Genomic DNA, 18473 nt, shown 5'->3' with positions numbered 1-18473 from the left:
CCCTGCTAGACCACCAAAGAAATCCACAACATACCAAATCAGCAACTCGGGTTAAAAAAAGGTCACGGATTCAGGTAATACATATTGGGAAGTATGGATTCATTCATAATTCCCTTTCAACTTTGATCATCCCGGATAGTGTAAGTGATATTGGTTTTCAAGCCTTTGGATACAACAAACTTACAATTCTAACGCTACCTAATGGAATCACAAGTGTCGGTCAATGGTCATTTGCCTATAATCAAATAGCTAGTTTAACCATCCCTGATAGTATGACGAAGATAGATCAGTATGCATTTGCTTATAATAAATTAACGGCGGTAACGCTTCCCAAAAGCGTGATCAAAATAGATGACTATGCATTCACTGGTAATATGCAATTATCAGAAGTAAGGATTCTTTCAAGTACAACCCAGTTGAGCAGTGTTTCATTCCCGAATATCGGATCCCAATTAACGATTTACGGGCATGCAAACTCGACCGCTCAATTACATGTGCAATACAATTCCCTATACAAAGGCTATCTTTTTGAGCCATTTACGAATCGTGTTGTTTACGATGGAAATGGCCATAGTGGTGGGAATGTCCCCATTGACGATAATTTGTATGTGAGGCGGGAGCAAGCAACGGTATTAGGGAATACAGGAATGTTGGAAAGAGAAGGGTATCGCTTTGACGGATGGAATAGTGCTGCTGATGGCAGCGGAGAAGATTATGCCGTCAATAGTCAAGTTACAATCGGAGAAGAAAATGTTGTTTTATTTGCCAAATGGGTTCCAGAGGATGCTAGAGCTCCTGTCATTACCGATGCTTCTACCGCAGAAGATACACAGAGTACAAGCGGGCTCATCATCACGCCACATCCGGAAGAGTCCGGTAATGTAATGCATTATAAGATTAGCGCGATTGTTGGCGGTACACTGTACAAGAATAACGGTGTGACTCAAATCCATAGTGGAGATTTCATAACCACTTCAGAAGGTGGCGCTGGCTTAAAGTTTACACCTGAGGCTGATGCAAACTCTCCAGCTGGTGACGTATTCTCGTTCCAGGTGCAGGCTACCCATGATAACGCTGGAGCGGGATTGAGTCCGCCAGCGCATGTTTCGATTACGGTCAGTGAAGTGAACGATCCGCCAGTGGCAGTCAATGATACGTTACCAAAAGTGGCGAAAGCAGGCGGCAAAGTTGTCATTGCCTTTGCGGATTTGCTCATGAATGATTCCGCGGGTCCTGCTAACGAATCATCGCAATCCCTAACGATTATTAATGTTGATAATGCTGTTGGTGGAACTGTTGTCATCGTTAACGGGCAGATAGAGTTCGATTTGGATCCGACATTTGCTGGTACAGCTCGGTTTTCTTATACCGTACAGGATGATGGCACGACAAACGGAATCGACGACTTCAAGACGGCTAGTGCAATAGTGAGCTTTGAGGTGAATCCGAAGCCAACAGAGCCCCCAGTAGTATCAAGCGTTGAGTCTCTCGACGATATTGAGGTTTCCCAGGGTACGGAACGTTCGGCTCTGTCATTGCCTTCAACGGTTCAGGTAACGCTAAGCGATCAAAGTATTCGAAATCTTGGTGTAACGTGGGATGATGGAAACCCGGTATATAACGGCAATACGGATGGAGAATATACGTTTACCGGAAACCTAGCGCAGGACGTGTCAAATCCGCAGGGCTTGACGGCGGAAGTGAAAGTGGTCGTGAACCCAAAATCAGCAGAGCCTCCGGTTGTATCAAGCGTTGAGTCTCTCGGCGATATCGAGGTAGCCTATGGTACGGAACGTTCAGCACTGCCATTTTCTCCTACGGTTCAGGTCACGTTAAGCGATCAAACTAACCGAAATCTTAGTGTAACGTGGGACGAAGGGAGCCCGTTATACAACGGTAATACAGCCGGAGAATATACGTTCACCGGAACCCTGTCGCAGGACGTATCGAATCCGCAGAACTTAACGGCGGAAGTGAAGGTGATCGTTCATCCGAAGCCAGCGGAGCCGCTAGTAGTGGAAAGCGTAGAATCACAGGATGACATCGAAGTTTCGTACGGCACGGAACGTTCATCGTTGCCATTGCCATCGACGATTCAAGTCACGCTAAGCGATCAAAGTAGTCGAAGCCTTGGTGTAACGTGGGATGATGGAACTCCGGAGTATGATGGCAATGCAGCGGGAGAATATACGTTCACCGGAACCTTGGCGCAGGACGTGTCGAATCCGCAGGGCTTGACGGTGGAAGTGAAAGTGATTGTTAACCCGAAACCAGCAGAGCCTCCAGTTGTATCAAGTGTTGAGTCTCTCGACGATATCGAGGTAGCCTATGGTACGGAACGTTCAGCTCTGCCTTTGCCACCTACGGTTCAAGTCACACTAAGCGATCAAACTTGCCAAAGCCTTGGTGTAACTTGGGACGGTGGAAACCCTGTATATATCGGCAATACAGCCGGAGAATATACGTTCACCGGAACCTTGGCGCAGGACGTGTCGAATCCGCAGGGTTTGAGGGCGGAAGTGAAAGTAGTCATGCACCCGAAACCAGCAAAGCCTCCGGTTGTATCAAGCGTTGAGTCGCTCGGGAATATCGAGGTTTCCTATGGAACGGAACGTTCAGCGCTGCCATTGCCTTCAACGGTTCAGGTCACGCTAAGCGATCAAACTAGCCGAAGCCTTGGTGTCATGTGGGACGATGGAAACCCGGCATATAACGGCAATACGGCTGGAGAATATACGTTCACAGGAAACCTAGCGCAGGACGTGTCGAATCCGCAGGGCTTGACGGCGGAAGTGAAAGTGGTCGTCAGGACATCTGTGCCGGATCCCAAATCGCCGACATGGCCGAGTGGTAGTAAACTGTTGGTTTCGGATATCACCAAAACAAACGTAAAACTATCCTGGCCAGAAGCGCAGGATACCAACGGGGTGATCGTTTACCGCATCTATGTCGACAGCAGGGAACATCAGACAGTTACCGGCAGCGTGTACGAACAAACCGTCACGGGTCTTAAAGCAGGTACCTTCTATACGTTTACCGTCAAAGCGTTCAATGCGATCGGGAACGAGAGTGAGCCGCTCAGCGCCAAAGCAACGACTGCCCGATCATCGAGTGGCGGTGGAGGAGGTGGTTCAGGTAGTGGTTCCGGGGGTGGGCGCGTGCTATCGAGTAACACTGATCTTGCTGATCTGCAAGTATGGGTGGGCGGCAAGAAGCTGAAGCTCAGCCCATCATTTGATTCGGGAACGACAGGTTATACAGCTCGTACAGAAGCTGAGCAGATCGAGATTGTGGCGAAAGAGGCGCACTCTGCAGCAAAAGTGATACTGAAGGATAAAGTCATTACGGATAGAACCAAAGCAAATCTGGATGAAGGCGACAATACGTTTGTGTTGACGGTACAAGCGGAGAATGGTACGAAGAAGAAATACACGCTCACCATTTACCGTGAAACACCTAAGCGCTCCGAGCCAGTTATCGAATTTACTGACATCGCTGGTCACTGGGCAGAGAGCAATATCAAGCGTGCCGCGGCGAAAGGCATCGTAAGTGGTTACCCGGATGGAACGTTCAAACCGAACCATCCCGTCACCCGGGTAGAGTTTACGGTAATGCTGTTTGGTGCCTTGCAGTTGGAGGAAGATGGCGCAACGCTCACGTTCACCGATCAAGATCAAATCGGAACATGGGCGAAGCAAACAGTCGCCAAAGCAGTAAAAGCGGGCATTGTCAGCGGATATGGAGATGGCAGCTTCCAACCGAATGCGCAGATTACCCGCGCAGAAATGGCAGTCATGATCGCCCGAGCACTGAAACTGCCGCTTAATGCCAATACCGTGACTGGTTTTACTGATGATGAATCGATTTCTCAGTGGGCAAAAGGCGCTGTGGAAGCGATTCGTGGGATTGGCATCGTCGATGGTCGCGGCGGGAATCGCTTCGTGCCGAACGAAAAGGCAACTCGTGCCGAAGCGGCGGTGATATTACTACGTATGATCGAAAGAGGTAAATAAGCAATCCAACAAGTGCGAGGGCAGTTCATCCAGGCCTATCGCACTTGTTATTTTTGTAAGTATTTTTGTGGATCTCACAGGTAGGGAGATAGTTTTTTTGTCAGGATAAAATGTGGGGTGGAAACAGATCACCTCAGTTCCCATTCAACACGTGGATTTGTCAGAAACTTGTAAGCAGGTCTTCTCCCTCTTGGGTCGTTATCTCATCAATTTGAGTTTTGGATCACTTCAACCGTGATGTTGTGGACTGTTTACGCTTACTCAATACAAGCCAGGATCATCGATATCCTTGTTTTCACTGTTGTTGCAGTTGAAGGCAGTCTTCAATCAAAACACTATGCTTACAACTTGGAAACATGATTCTGTTCTTATTTTCAATGTGCTCCGATGGAATGATCGACCACGAAGAACTGTTTAAAAGTAAATACTTTCATTTTTCCTTCAGATGTTTTTTTATGTAGTCTGAATAACTGCTATAGTTTTTTGTTCCTTTAGCTTTGTTTAACTTTCCAAATTTCGTATTACGCTTTGCAATTGGAAGAGCAAGGCGCAATTGTAACGTTCACCGATAACGATCAGATCGGCAAATGGGCGAAGCAAGCTGTCGCTCAGGCGGTACAGACAGAAATGATTAATGGATATGAAGACGGAAGCTTCCGTCCGAATGCGCACATTACCCGAGCGGAAATGGCGGTTATGATCGCTCGAGCGCTCAAACTACCGCTCAAGGCCAACAGCGTAACTGTTTTTGCTGACGATGAGGTGATTCCGCAGTGGGCGAAAAGCTCTGTAGAAGCGATTCGTGCGATTGGCATCTCCAGTGGCCGTGAGGGTAATAAGTTCGTGCCTAGCGAGACAGCGACGCGTGCAGAAGCGGCGGTCATGTTGCTTCGGATGTTAGAGAAAAAAGAATAAACAGAACGTTAACAGATACAACGACAGAAACGATAGTTTCTATGTTGTATCTGTTTTTTTGTAGGGAAGAGGATAGACGGAGAAAGATCTGCAATCGTTGTGCGACTGTTCTTTGAAAGCATAAGGTGAACAGGAATGAACCGGTCAGCCCATAATGGGGGAACTTAAAAATGCATATGATGGTTTATTGGACTAATTTGGGAAGGGACATAATGGCGTCTTCGTCACTTGCCATATTGCTTCATGTAATACCGCTCGTTTGCAGGTTCAGAACAACATCCTAAGCAAGCGCAAAGGAACCTCCAAATTCACCTTCTGCAAACCCGCTATCCATCCTTCCTTTCTACGCTCCAGGCAGACCAGCTCTTCCTTCGTCAAACGTTTGTCAACCGTTAGCTTGAACAAGCTCGCGAATTTCATCAGCCGTAAAACGCAAATCGTTCGCTGAAATGCGGACAAGCTGCCGTTTGGCAAGCATCACCGACAAAGGCAGTTGAGGTTCGGAACGGCTTGCTATGACCAAATGCATATTTCGAGGAAGATACGTGAGTAAAAATGTCAGCCCATGATGGATGGACGGCTCGCAAATCGCATGATAGTCGTCAAGTATGATGATGATTTCCTGATTCAGTGCCTGGACCTCGTTCATCAAGAGGGTCATGGCCGTTTCGGCGGAGAAGTTCCTCGTTTCTTGAATGTACTGCAACACGGAATCGCAGAGGCCGGGTTGTATCGGTCGCAACGCGGCGATCAGATATTCCATGAAGCGAACCAGATCGTTGTCACGCCCGTCCAGAGAAATTCATCCGTATGAATACGGCTGCTGACGAATCCACTCCGTGATCAGCGTCGATTTGCCGAAGCCCGCCGGTGCGGTCATCAACGTCAATTTGGCGTCAAGTCCCTGATCGAGAAGACGTCGTAAAGATGGCCGTTGCACAAGCGTTGACCCGGTGCCGGGGATATGCAATTTGGTTTGCAGAAGAGGAGAAAGGGGCCGGGATTCAGATTGTGGGTACATAGTGGAAGTCCTTTTTTCATTTTCGAAGTTTTCCATAAATTGATTATAGTAAAACACTGTCGGTGCATCAATGGAATATTACTCACCAAAATACCCCCTAAACTTCCCCCAAGGGGAATAGATATGCACTTCTATTCAAAATAAAATAGAGATGATTGTCTTATCATTGCAAATTTTATCGAGGACCCGTGCAGCAGAAATATATGGATGAAATGCAACTGTTTGTAACGATTGCTAAGAATGAATAGATAGAGAGGACTGGAATGATGGGAAAAGGATCACTTCTTACACATGCAGGTTTGTTCTTAACGATAGCGAAGAGTAGCTTCAGGCGAAGGTTTGCTGCATTAGTCAAGATCTGGATTATCGCGGTTATGCTTGTCGCTGGGTTTGTTCATATTCCGCAGACCGTGTCGGCAGATGCGGTGGTTGCGGAAATAGACAAGTACGAGCCGCGCGCAGCAGCTGTGAATCCGATTACGAACGAAATCTATGTCATCAGTTATGCGGGTAAAGAAAACTTCAAGATTATTGATGGTGTGACGAATCACTCAAAGCTAAGTTGGCAACTATCCGGCATGCCGTTGGATGTTGCTGTAAATCCGAAAACGAATAAAATCTATGTCACCAGTTATCTTGGTGGAATTTCAGATAATGACATCGTCATGGTCATTGATCGAAATAATCAACAGACGAGAAACATTTGGACGGGAAAATACCCCGTAGCAGTTGCCGTAAATCCGGTTTTGAACAAAATCTACGTAATCAATAAAGAAAGCAAAAGTTTGTCCATCATTGACGGCGAAACGAATGAAGTGACGAGTACCGTTGATTTGGGAAGCATGCCTCGTGCGATCGCCGTCAACCCGCAGACGAACAAAATCTATGTAACCTGCTCGGGAAATGTTGTAAAGATTATAGAAGGAGAAACAGGCAAATTAAGCAAGTCGGTTTCGGTTGGAGATTATCCGGAATCGATTGCCATCGATCATGCCGCGAACCAGGTTTATATCGCTCATGCTAATGCTGGAGGCGTTTCGGTGATCAATGGCGATACCGACATTTTGAAGAATACGATTCCTTTTAATGACTACTTAGTAGGAATTGCTGTGAATCCGATCACTCACAAAATTTATGCCATCGGTTTGTCAAACCGGCTTGCCTTGATTATAGACGGCAAAAACCAAACCATTGAAAAGTCGGTGCCGGTGCAGTCAAAACCTAAAAACGTGGTCGTAAACCCTGTCACAAATAAAATTTATGTAACCGCCAATGACGGCGTCACGGTAATTGACGGCGATACAAACAATTCGTTGGGTACATTGGCAGTAGATATTGGAGAAGGAGATGCTCCTCTTGTCGTCAATCCGGTCACCAACAAAATTTATGCCGGATCTAAGAATAAAAATAATGTATCCGTAATTGACGGAACGCGTACGGATATAAGCAGGATTGGGACGGGGAACAATCCCCGATTTGTGGCGATCAATCCTTTTACCCAAAAGGCGTATGTAACCAATGCGGGCAGTCGGGAAGTAACTATTGTCGATTTGAAATCAAAAGAATTAAACATCGTAAAGAATTTGAATGTTGGCGAAGGATCAATCGCGGCAGCCGTAAATCCGATGACGAACCGGATTTATGTCGTGCATGATTCAGCTCCCAGCTTTGTGACGGTGATCGATGGCAACGACGATACCATTGTCACAACAGTTCCTGTGGGCGGGTCCCCTTCCGCCATTGCTGTCAATCCGATTACGAACCAAATTTATGTCGCCAACAATCAAAGTAACAGTGTGACTGTGATTGACGGGGCGTCGAACAGCAAAAGCACCGTGCCTGTCGGTTCGGGTCCGGTCCATGTGGCTGTCCATCCGTTGACCAACAAAGTGTATGTTACCAATTCCCAGGACGGTACGGTCTCGGTGATCGACGGTGAGATGAAAAAGGTTACGGCTACCGTACAAGTAGGGCAAAGCCCGAAAATGGCGGCTGTAAACGAGAAAACGAACAAAATCTATGTGGCCAATAGCGGCAGCAATAACGTTACGATTATTGACGGGGCGTCGAATGCCACGAGTACTGTTCCCGCCGGAAATCAGCCCTATGCGATAGCCGTTAACAAAAAAACGAACAAAGTCTATGTCTCCAATTTTTTGGGCAAAGCCGTCACTGTCATAGACGGCGCATCCTTATCGACTGCACAATTATTAACATTAGATGATGATTATCCTCAGAAGTTGGCGCTGGACGAGGGTAACGACAAAATCTATGTCGCCGCATTGAATTCGATTACGGTACTCGATGAGGTGAGGAACACCTGGACAAAACTGGCGAGTGCCGTCAATGCCTCGGATATAGCAGTCAATCCTGCGACAAATCAAGTTTACGCTACGACGACGACCAATCAATTGATGGACATTCATCAAAGGGAGACAGCGAGTCCATTGCCTGTGAAGATCGATGCTTTCCCGAACAACAGATTAACTGGTGGGACAGCTTCCGTTCGTTTCACACCGAAAAACAATTACGCTCCCATTCAAGGCCGGATACTAGACGTATACTACCAGCTTGATTCTTCGCAAGGCGCATGGAATAAGGCGAAACCCTTGAGCCAGGATAACTGGGAAGGCTTGATTGATGGTTTGACTCCAGGCATGCATGTGCTGTACGCAATGGCGACAGATGGGCAAGAAGCGAAAATGGGATCGGGAGTTGGAGGCGCATATCCCTTTTACGTCGCTCCGCAAGCTGCTGAGCCGATAGCCAGCAAGCCAAGTGGAGAGATGGAGTCGGGAACGACAGTTTCGTTGTCTGCGTCTACTGCCGGAGCGTCGATTTACTACACGACGGATGGCAGCACGCCAACTCCAGGCAGTAGCTTGCTCTATCACGAACCGATCCCTGTAAAGCGAAACATGACGATAAAAGCGATTGCAGTCAAGGCTGGCATGGCGGATAGTGACGTCATGACGGAAACGTATACGATTCCAGTCACCGCTCCTTCCGCTCCTTCTGCGCCAGAAAAGTTGACGAGCGCCACTGGCGACCGGAAAATCACCCTGAGTTGGAGCACCGTAGCAAATGCGGACAGCTACGCGGTGTATAAATACGAAGGGACATCAGCGCCGACTAATCCAGATCATTGGGTTTTGGTACAAGAAAATATAACAGGGAACACATGCACCGTTACAGGTTTGATGAATTACATGAGTTATGCCTTTGCGGTGAAAGCCTTCAATACAAAAGGGGCAAGCGATTTCACAGAGGCAGTAATTGCAATGCCTGCCGCAATTCCTGTTTCTTCGGTACCCAGTGCACCCCTCGATGTAATGGCTGAGGCGGAAGACGGTCAAGCGAAGGTCAGCTTCCATGCGCCGGAGAATGACGGAGGCAGCCCTATCCTAAGTTACACTGTCACTGCCTGGGTGGACGGAACAGCAACGCCGATCACACAGAGCGGCGATTCAAGTCCGATCATCGTTACCGGCTTGACGAACGGTACGACGTATAGGTTCACGGTTGAAGCGACGAATAAAGTGGGAAACTCGGTTCCATCAGCCCCATCGAATCCGGTAACGCCGAAAGCAAAGCAGCCCGACCCGGACACCGAAGAACCACAATGGCCGAATGGCAGTGAACTGACCGTGTCGGATATTACACAAACGAGCGTGAAACTGTCCTGGCCAACAGCGACGGATAACGTGGGCGTAACGGGTTACCGGATCTATGTCAACGGAACCGAGCACGAAACGGTAGGCGGCGGCGTCAATGGAACTACTGTGACCAGTCTGGCAGCAGATACGACCTATATGTTTAAAGTGATAGCTTATGATGCGGCGGGGAACGAAAGTGCGGCATTGACTACTTCGGCCAAGACATTGCCGGAACCGTCAGAGCCGGACACCGAAGCGCCGCAATGGCCGGATGACAGTGAACTGACGATTTCGGATGTGACACAGACGAGCGTGAAACTTTCATGGCCGAGCGCGACCGATAACGTGAGAGTGACCGGCTACCGGATTTATGTAGATGACGTCGAGTACAAAACGGCAGGGAACGAAAATGCACTCATCGTTAATGGTCTGACGGCGGAGACAAGCTATACGTTCAAAGTAACGGCTTACGATGAAGCAGGGAATGAAAGTGCGGAACTGAGCGCATCGGTCAAGACGCTGCCGCAGCCGACGGAGCCGGACACCGAAGCGCCGCAATGGTCGGATGACAGTGAGCTGGCGGTTTCGGATGTGACACAGACGAGCGTGAAACTTTCATGGCCGAGCGCAACGGATAACGTAGGAGTGACCGGCTACCGGATTTGTGCAGATGAGGTCGAGTACAAAACGGCAGGCGGGAACGAAAATGCAATCATCGTCACTGGCCTGACGGCGGAGACGAGCTATGCGTTCAAAGTAACGGCTTACGACGAGGCAGGGAACGAAAGCGCGGCACTGACCGCCTTGGCTAAGACGCTGCCGCAGCCGACGGAGCCGGACACCGAAGCGCCGCAATGGTCGGATGACAGTGAGCTGGCGGTTTCGGATGTGACACAGACGAGCGTGAAACTTTCATGGCCGAGCGCAACGGATAACGTAGGAGTGACCGGCTACCGGATTTATGTAGATGATGTCGAGTACAAAACGGCAGGCGGGAACGAAAATGCACTCATCGTTAATGGTCTGACGGCAGAAACGAGTTATAGGTTCAAAGTAACGGCTTACGACGAGGCAGGGAACGAAAGTGCGGAACTGAGTGCATCGGCCAAGACGCTGCCGCAGCCGATGGAGCCGGACACCGAAGCTCCGAGATGGCCGGATGGTAGCGAACTGACAGTGTCGGATATTACGCAGACGAGCGTGAAACTCACATGGCCAAGTGCAATAGATAACGTAGGAGTGACGGGCTACCGGATTTATGTGGATGAAGTAGAGTACAAAGCGGTAGGCGGTAATGTAAAAGGAACCATGATCAACGGTTTGGCTACTAATACATCCTACACGTTCAAAGTTACTGCTTATGACGCTGTGGGTAACGAGAGTACGTCGCTCAGCAAGCAAGCAACAACAGCCCAATCTTCGAGTGGAGGCGGCGGTACCGGGGGTAGCGGTTCCGGAGGAGGCAGGGTGTTATCCAGTAACGCCGATTTGCAAGAACTGCAGGTATGGGATAAGGATAAAAAATTGGAGCTAAGCCCATCGTTTGCTGCCGGTACGACAAGTTTTACAGCCCGAACACAAGCCGAGCAAGTCGAAATAATGGTAAAACCGGTGCACTTTGCGGCGAAGGTGATGCTGAAAGAAAAAGAGATCACGGACAGAACGAAAGAACATCTGGAGGAAGGCGACAATACGTTTGTGTTAACGGTGCAGGCGGAGAATGGTACGAAGAAGAAATACACGTTGACTATTTACAGAGAAACACCCAAGCCATACGAACCAGTTATTGAATTTACCGACATTGCCGGACACTGGGCAGAAAATCACATTAAGCGTGCCGCGGCCAAAGGAATCGTCAGCGGTTATCCAGATGGGACGTTCCAACCGAACCATCCTGTTACTCGCGCGGAATTTACTGTGATGCTGACAGGTGCCTTGCGGTTGGAAGAGAAGGGCGCTGCTCTTACATTTAACGATAACGATCAAATCGGGGCATGGGCGAAGCAAGCGGTTGCCCAGGCGGTACAGGCGGGAATTATCGACGGATATGAAGACGGCAGCTTCCGTCCGAATGCGTCGGTTACCCGCGCGGAAATGGCGGTCATGGTCGCACAAGCGATCAAACGACCGCTCAAAGCCTCTACCACAACTGGTTTTGTTGATGATGAAGCGATCCCCCAGTGGGCGAAAGGCTCTGTAGAAGCGATTCGTGGGCTTAGCATCGTCAGCGGCCGCGCAGGTAACAAGTTCGTGCCAAATGATACGATGACAAGAGCGGAAGCAGCTACTATTTTGCTCCGGATGGTAGACATTCTAAAATAAATCTTTAAACAACGCGAAGCGTCCTGAAAAAGGGATTCTTCGCGTGATTTTTTTGCAAGGGAAACAATAAAAAATTGATTGCACATCGGTGCCCGTGTTCATTGTTTAATTTCATCTTTTTAAATATAATTATTCTAAATAGATAAAAAACAAGGGGGAGAACCAATAGATTATGAGTATTAAAATGAAAAGTTTCATTTCGTTCGCAGTTCTTTTTATCGCTTTTATAGCGATGCAGTTGTTTCAGTACTTCATATCCGAAGCACAGTGGAAGGAATTGAAAAAAATTGAGGATCATACCTTGAAAGCTGCCCTTTTGGCGGATGATTTAAAGTTATCTGTCGTGCAAGTGCAGCAATGGCTCACAGATATAAGCGCGACGAGAGGCAAGGATGGACTTGACGACGGTTTCGACCAAGCCGCAAAATACGCGGCTCTTTTTCATGAAAACCTGAAAAAAATGAAAGATATGTATCCGCATGAAGCGCAAAAGTTGGATGAAACCAAAACTTCTTTTGACCGATACTATGAAATGGGGCAAAAGATGGCAAACGAGTACATCGACGGCGGATACGAACGTGGTAATCGGATCATGGGCGAATTTGACAAAAGCGCCGAGGACATCAACAAACGTATTGATGAACTCCGTAACAGCAAATTAATCGAGATCACGAACGCAGTCTTACAGGCCGAACAAACGAACAAGGCTAATAACCAATTGTCCGTCATCTACCTTGTGATCGTACTTGCAGTCGGTCTTGTGGTTGTTTATTTACATAGCCGTTCAGTCATCCGGCCGCTGAAAAAACTCATTCAAGGCACGAAACGGATTGCCGAGGGAGATTTAGGCCAGCCAATAGCAGCAATATCCAAGGATGAAATTGGACAGCTTGCCCTTTCCTTCGAAGCGATGCGGCAGAATTTGGCCACGTTAATAGAACGGATTAAAGCAACAAGCGAACAGGTGGCTGATGCGTCAAAGCAATTGGCAAGCAGCGTCGAAGAAACTGTACTGGCTGTTAATCAGGTTGCCGTGGTAACCGAGGAAATTGCAAGCGGTTCTGATATGCAGGTAAGTGTGACGGAAGAAAGCAGTAAGGCAACGGAAGAAATGGCGATTGGTGTGCAGCGCATTGCCGAAATTTCCGGTGAAGTGGCGGAACTCTCCAACGAAACGGCAAAAGCAGCCGGTGCAGGTAATGAGTCGATTCAAGAAGCGATTAGGAAAATGGAGATGGTTAGCAAAACGGTTCATGAATCAGCCTCCCTGGTACGACAGCTTGGGGAACGATCGAACGAAATTAATCGCATAACCGAGGTTCTTACGGGAATTACCAGTCAAACAGAATTGTTGGCCTTAAACGCCGCCATCGAAGCCTCAAGAGCCGGAGAACAAGGAAAAGGATTCGCAGTTGTCGCAGGCGAAGTCAAAAAACTTGCGGAACAATCCAAACAGTCGGCGGACATGATCGCGGATATGATCGAAAAAGTTCAGGATGATATTTTCAAAGTGGTCCGATCTATCGAAATCGGTACAAAAGAGGCGGATGAAGGGAATCAAATCATACAATGGGCGGGAGGGATTTTCCAAAATATTGTTTTAGATTCAGAAAAGATTGCTGCGCAGGCCGAAGAAGTTTCTGCGGCGACGGAACAAATGTCAGCCGGTTCTGAACAAATTAGCGCTTCCATCGGTGAACTGAACAACATTGCCACAGCGTCTTACAAAAGGAGTAGAGATGCTGCTTCATTCTCACAGGAACAGTTGGCCTCGATAGAAGGGATTTCTGCTTCCGTGCAAACATTAAGCCGCATGGCCCAAGAATTGAATAACTCTATTCACAAGTTCAAAGTTGAGCATTAAAATATTTTAGTTCCGGTCATTTCTCTTCTGTATCGAAGTGAAGTAGATAACCGTTTTTATGAACGATTTGACAGCTTTTCTACTCGAAGCGGGTTCGGGGCCATGTCATCCGAATCAGCTTGTGCTGACAGATCTTCAATTTGTTTTCGTTGGAGACAGCTCCGGCAAATATTGCAAAAGTAATTTCTTGTTCATTGTTTGTCCGCATATGGATCAAATAGGTCTTTTTGCTTTCGCGGCTCTTACGACAAAGAATGGCGTTATATCCTCTTGCTGCATACGCCATCCATTGTCCCTCACTTGTGTCATGCTTGGCAATAAAAAGCCGCTCGTTTCCCGACAGGGAATCTGAGCGGCAATTGTTTTATCTCCAAAAACCTTTAAGGAAGTTGATTACGTGCGAATCGAAGACGGGATTTACTTTTCACCTACTCTAAAATATCGCGATGTCACATTGGATAATCCAGAGGTGCTTATCCAAGCATTCAGAGATAGAATAAATGGTTTCTACCTAGGGCCAATAAAGAAACTAAATGAAGACAATGACGCATTTGCGGCAGGCTTGCTCTGTGTAACAACAATGGATGTGCTATCAAGACTGAAATCAAATATCGAAGAAGTGCGCAAAAGGTATGTTCATTGGTTGGCCACGGAAATCCCGGAGTTCGCCCAGCGTCTGCCAAGTAAAAAGCAGATATTGGCCGATTTATTTTACAAACATTTCAGAAACGGTTTGGTACATGAAGGACGTATTAAAGATGGAGGGCAGTTCTCCTATATTTTTGGTGGGATGATTACCGTTGAAAATCAATTTATGATTGTTAATCCTCGGCAACTGGCCGACAATATTGAAACGGTTTTTAATCGGTACATGACAGAGGTTTTGTAATCTTCTTCTGGAGTATTAAAATTAATCTTGATGTTGCAGAAACATCCTGAAGTGACATGGATTATGCCAAACAAGCGGAGATCATGGGTGTTTCTAATAATGACATCCAGGTTGCTTGGGGGCACTAGATTTATATCGGGGGTTCATCCTATCAAAAACGAGCGGAAACGACAAAGGAATGATGGAAGCATGTCTAATCCTAAATCTTCGGACTTAAGCATGAACTGGGCGATTGACCGGAAGACAAATAAAATAAGATCGGCTAGGGAGGTACATAATCACCAGCACTTGAAAGAGCCAAATCGTTATGTCTGTTTAGGATGTAAAGAACTTCCCCAACACCTCGTAGCAGCGAACGAAAAGAACAAAGAACCAACGGTTCTTGAACATGTCGCCGATGATGAATGTCCCTTTTTTCGAAAAGGCAAGTTGCAGCAGCATTACGAAAGGTGCCGTTTCCGGAGTCCGGATTCAAAAGTCATTTCGCTGGCAGAAACAAACGGAATGTCCGTCGATGAACGAGCAAAGGTGATCAGAATATTAACAAGCGCCAAATTGGTCAGAAAAATTGGGGATCCATTGGGGTATTCAAGAAGAGCTTACGCCAAATTCTTTACCCAACCGGCTCACCAGAAGTTTTATTTTTTCTTATCCAGTCTGCTGAAAGATTATGAGATTAATACCTTCAAGAATAACGTTTCTGCGTTTGGTGTCCTAACAGAAAGCGGGGAAAAAGTTAAATTTGCCGATATATTCGGAATGCAGGACGATATCATCAACAGAATCGACAAACTCGGTTCGAGCTGCTTGGCTGTAGTTGTAGGTACCGTAAGGAATGTTACTCATAAAGGTTATATTATAATTGACTTTTCCACCAGTCGAGAGGAAAAAAGACGGAATTCAAAACCATTTCGACTCTATGTGCATCATGATTATGCAGCGAAAGTTGGCGACGTTGCGCTTCTGGAAAATCAGAAGATCGCTTGCTATGGTTTTGCGGAAAAGAAGATGCTGGCACATGGCACGGTTTATCAAATGGAGCTGTATTCCATAGAGCATCAAATTTATTTTTTCGAAAATCCTGCGGATCGGAAAAGAGTCGGCTCGTTTGAAGAGCCTGACGACCCGATTGATTACGCACTACAAGAATGCTCAGGTTTCACATCAAGATTCTGGGGAGCGGAGCGGCTCGCCGATCAAATGATCAAAGATTTATTAAACATACATGGACAAGCATTAGCGGCACAACACAAGGCAAATTTGGCGAAAGAAGAAGCAAAGCGACCTGGCTTCGAGGCATTTATGATGAACTGGAACAAATTGCATTCGCAAATAGCAAACGATAAAAAACAGGCTGAACAATTGCGATTGAAGCTCCAGCAAGTGGCCGCGGTGCTTCGGAGTGAAGGTGCGAAGTTATCATCCAGATTCGGTTTTAACCGAAAAACTTTGGGAGCACTTGAAGATGAACGAAATCGCATCCAACAACAAATTCAGGAAATTGATCAGGGACTAAAAGCAAAAGAAGGAACACTTCAACTAAATAACGAGAAGAAACTTCAGTGGGATAAATGGAAGCAGTCATTGGATAAGCGAAAACAAGACATCGAGAGAGCAGATCGAGGAGCTGTTACAGAAACAAAACTCAAGAGAACATTAGCTGCATTTGATCCATTTCTCTTTCGTATTCCGCTAAGGCACCCTCGATGGGATTTGTTTCTCGGATTCCATTGCAGCGTAGAAGATGAATCTAAGGGTATCATCAGAGCGATTATGCAACTTTACACGGCACATGATCAGGCTTGGCTTCCGGCAGATCATTCCCTTCAAGAGAGAGTTATTGACCATCACTTCAGTGTCAATCAGCTGAATGTGTCACCAAGAGAGGCGATGAAAGGACTTTATTCCAAACTGGGGCAGGCCATTTTCGAATACCTTCAGCTTATGGGATGGCCTGCTTCAAAGTGTAAGTGTCCGAAATGCAAAGGCTCGCTGAGGCTGCAATATCGAAATGAGCAATTTTTCCTTTTATGCTGGGATTCGAAATGCAGAAACGGTTATGAGTTGAAATGGTAGGAAATTCCTAATGGATTCAACCGGAATTTCCTGTAAACGATATTATCGAGCTTTATCCATCATTTTATGAACCCTTAAGCGTTTTGCCTTGAAACGCGCGTTCGAATAGTTTAGGCATACCGATGTTACGAAAATTCGTTTCGGCGCTGTTGTTTCCGTATTATTGCGAGGATTGGAGCAATACAATCGGTAGTGTTAGATTAAATTCTTCGTTATCATTCTCTCGACGCTCTTCTACAATATCAATATAATACTTTCAAGTAATATAATTTGTTTATTGGAGATGGAAGTGCATGGGGCAGAGGGGAAGAAAAAAAGGGGCAAGCGGTGAACAGAGCCGAGCGTTATTGCTGAATATCGCCGCAGATGAGTTCGCTCTGCAGGGTTATCACGAGACGAAAGTAAGTAGTATCGTCAAAAAGGCCGGGGTTACGCAGCCGACGTTCTATCTTTACTTCGAGAATAAGGAATCGCTGTTTAAGGAATTGATAGATTTGTTTCGATCCAGGTTGAGCAATTTCACCCGGAAGAGTCGCCTTGAACCAGGTATCGCGAAAGACTCCGTTCATCAAAGGATTGCGGAGGGACTTGCGCCTTTCTTTCGATTTTTCGAAGAAGAGCCCAATTTAGCCCGTATTGGTTTTCTTGTCGCTCCACAGGCGGAAGAAATTAAAAATCAACTGGCCGATGATATCCGTTTAAATCTGATTTCGGAGCAGCAGGCGGGCTATTTTCGTGAAGACTTGGATGTAGGCATCGCGGCGGATTGTATCGTCGGCATGATGGAGCGCTTTGTCACGACACAAAGGGCTCTGCATCAGCAACCGGAAGTTTTGGCGGATGAGGTTGTTCGCCTTTTTTTATTTGGAATGGTTGCGGAAAGCTAGAAAAATCATTGGAAAACGACATGTAAGTTGATTGGGCAGTACAGTCAAGATATGAATCCTTGGGTGTTTGAACCTGAACGGCCCATACATAAATTTTCGAAGGAAATTTGCGAAGTCGCAGATGAACAGACTCGAGGCAAGCAGCTGCTGGCGTCTTATCGCATCGTATAGTCGTGATGGAACAGGGATCGGTCTCTATAATTGCATGCAAAACTTCACAAAATTTTCAAGCGTGATGGTGACAGCCGGACCGTAAGAAGGTGTAGAGGCTATTATATTCGATCATGGCTCCCAAGGATTGGTCGTTCTTTCTTCAAATAGTGCTTACAAAAGCCTGACACAAGGAAATCTATCAATAAGTTAAGATGAGTAAGATTAGAGGGGATTTGCTTATGCTGATAGCAAGAAAAGTGAAAGATGTATTTAAGATATGGCTTGTTTTTGTCGTTATTTTCGCATCCGTTCCACTTCCATTCGCCCAGGCCAGTGCTGATTCCAATGATTCTGAACCTTCCGTCCTCACGATCGGAGAGCTTCCGATAGGATCGAAGCTCCGCGACAGCACAACTTGGGACTTTTTTACGGCTCCAATGAACGGTACGGATTTTGCTGAGGACAATAAAACGGTCCATAAGACGGCCCCGATTACTTGGATTCTTGTTGTACGGGATGCTTATGCGAACGGCACAAGCATGTTTTTGTCAAAGGAAATGATAGCTGTGTTCGAAGGAAATCACACCCCCAATTACAATGATAAGCTTCTCGGAATTCACATTCCGTTGCAGACTCTAGCTTCCTAGCTAGGGTCTTCTATTGTTTCACCCCCAAAC

The 18473-nt window shown here is 46.8% G+C and carries 10 protein-coding genes; 8 read left to right on the top strand and 2 right to left on the bottom strand.

The window, feature by feature from the left end; all coding sequences use genetic code 11:
* The first annotated feature begins 2 nt into the window (after nucleotides 1-2).
* Together FS806_RS22950 and FS806_RS22945 are read left to right on the top strand one after the other, a co-directional pair.
* Nucleotides 3-4013 (top strand): Ig-like domain-containing protein, encoded by a 4011-nt coding sequence (locus tag FS806_RS22950; protein ID WP_313960616.1) that lies wholly within the window; start codon nucleotides 3-5, stop codon nucleotides 4011-4013.
* 534 nt (nucleotides 4014-4547) lie between these two features.
* On the top strand, nucleotides 4548-4928 hold the full coding sequence (locus tag FS806_RS22945) for an S-layer homology domain-containing protein (RefSeq protein WP_222126753.1): 381 nt from the start codon (nucleotides 4548-4550) through the stop codon (nucleotides 4926-4928).
* Between the two features lie 385 nt (nucleotides 4929-5313).
* Here the strand turns inward: FS806_RS22945 and FS806_RS22940 are convergent, their stop codons facing one another.
* Nucleotides 5314-5691: a hypothetical protein gene (locus FS806_RS22940; RefSeq protein ID WP_144941337.1), complete on the bottom strand. Its 378-nt coding sequence runs from the start codon at nucleotides 5689-5691 to the stop codon at nucleotides 5314-5316.
* Between the two features lie 39 nt (nucleotides 5692-5730).
* A complete protein-coding gene (locus FS806_RS22935) occupies nucleotides 5731-5949 on the bottom strand; it encodes a hypothetical protein (RefSeq protein ID WP_144941336.1) in 219 nt (72 codons plus the stop codon).
* A 263-nt stretch (nucleotides 5950-6212) separates the two neighbouring features.
* On the opposite strand from FS806_RS22935, the gene FS806_RS22930 reads away from it, so the two are divergent.
* The 6 genes from FS806_RS22930 to FS806_RS22905 all read left to right on the top strand — a co-directional run bounded on the left by FS806_RS22930 (nucleotide 6213) and on the right by FS806_RS22905 (nucleotide 18443).
* Entirely contained in the window at nucleotides 6213-11927 is a 5715-nt protein-coding gene (locus FS806_RS22930; protein ID WP_144941335.1) for a fibronectin type III domain-containing protein, read from the top strand.
* A 172-nt stretch (nucleotides 11928-12099) separates the two neighbouring features.
* Nucleotides 12100-13791 carry a methyl-accepting chemotaxis protein gene (locus FS806_RS22925; RefSeq protein ID WP_024982788.1) on the top strand — a complete coding sequence of 564 codons (1692 nt, stop codon included), beginning with the start codon at nucleotides 12100-12102 and terminating at the stop codon, nucleotides 13789-13791.
* Between the two features lie 397 nt (nucleotides 13792-14188).
* Nucleotides 14189-14680: a hypothetical protein gene (locus FS806_RS22920; RefSeq protein WP_024982790.1), complete on the top strand. Its 492-nt coding sequence runs from the start codon at nucleotides 14189-14191 to the stop codon at nucleotides 14678-14680.
* 189 nt (nucleotides 14681-14869) lie between these two features.
* Nucleotides 14870-16756 carry a hypothetical protein gene (locus FS806_RS22915; RefSeq protein ID WP_035979014.1) on the top strand — a complete coding sequence of 629 codons (1887 nt, stop codon included), beginning with the start codon at nucleotides 14870-14872 and terminating at the stop codon, nucleotides 16754-16756.
* 347 nt (nucleotides 16757-17103) lie between these two features.
* On the top strand, nucleotides 17104-17643 hold the full coding sequence (locus FS806_RS22910) for a TetR/AcrR family transcriptional regulator (protein WP_260982230.1): 540 nt from the start codon (nucleotides 17104-17106) through the stop codon (nucleotides 17641-17643).
* Nucleotides 17644-18035: 392 nt separating this feature from the next.
* Nucleotides 18036-18443, top strand: coding sequence for a hypothetical protein (locus FS806_RS22905; RefSeq protein WP_144941334.1), 408 nt, complete (start codon nucleotides 18036-18038; stop codon nucleotides 18441-18443).
* The last annotated feature ends 30 nt before the right edge of the window (nucleotides 18444-18473 follow it).

It is taken from the genome of Paenibacillus sp. 32O-W (genome assembly GCF_007679495.1).
Lineage (GTDB): Bacteria > Bacillota > Bacilli > Paenibacillales > NBRC-103111 > Paenibacillus_L > Paenibacillus_L residui.
This window is presented reverse-complemented; position numbering and strand designations above follow the sequence as displayed.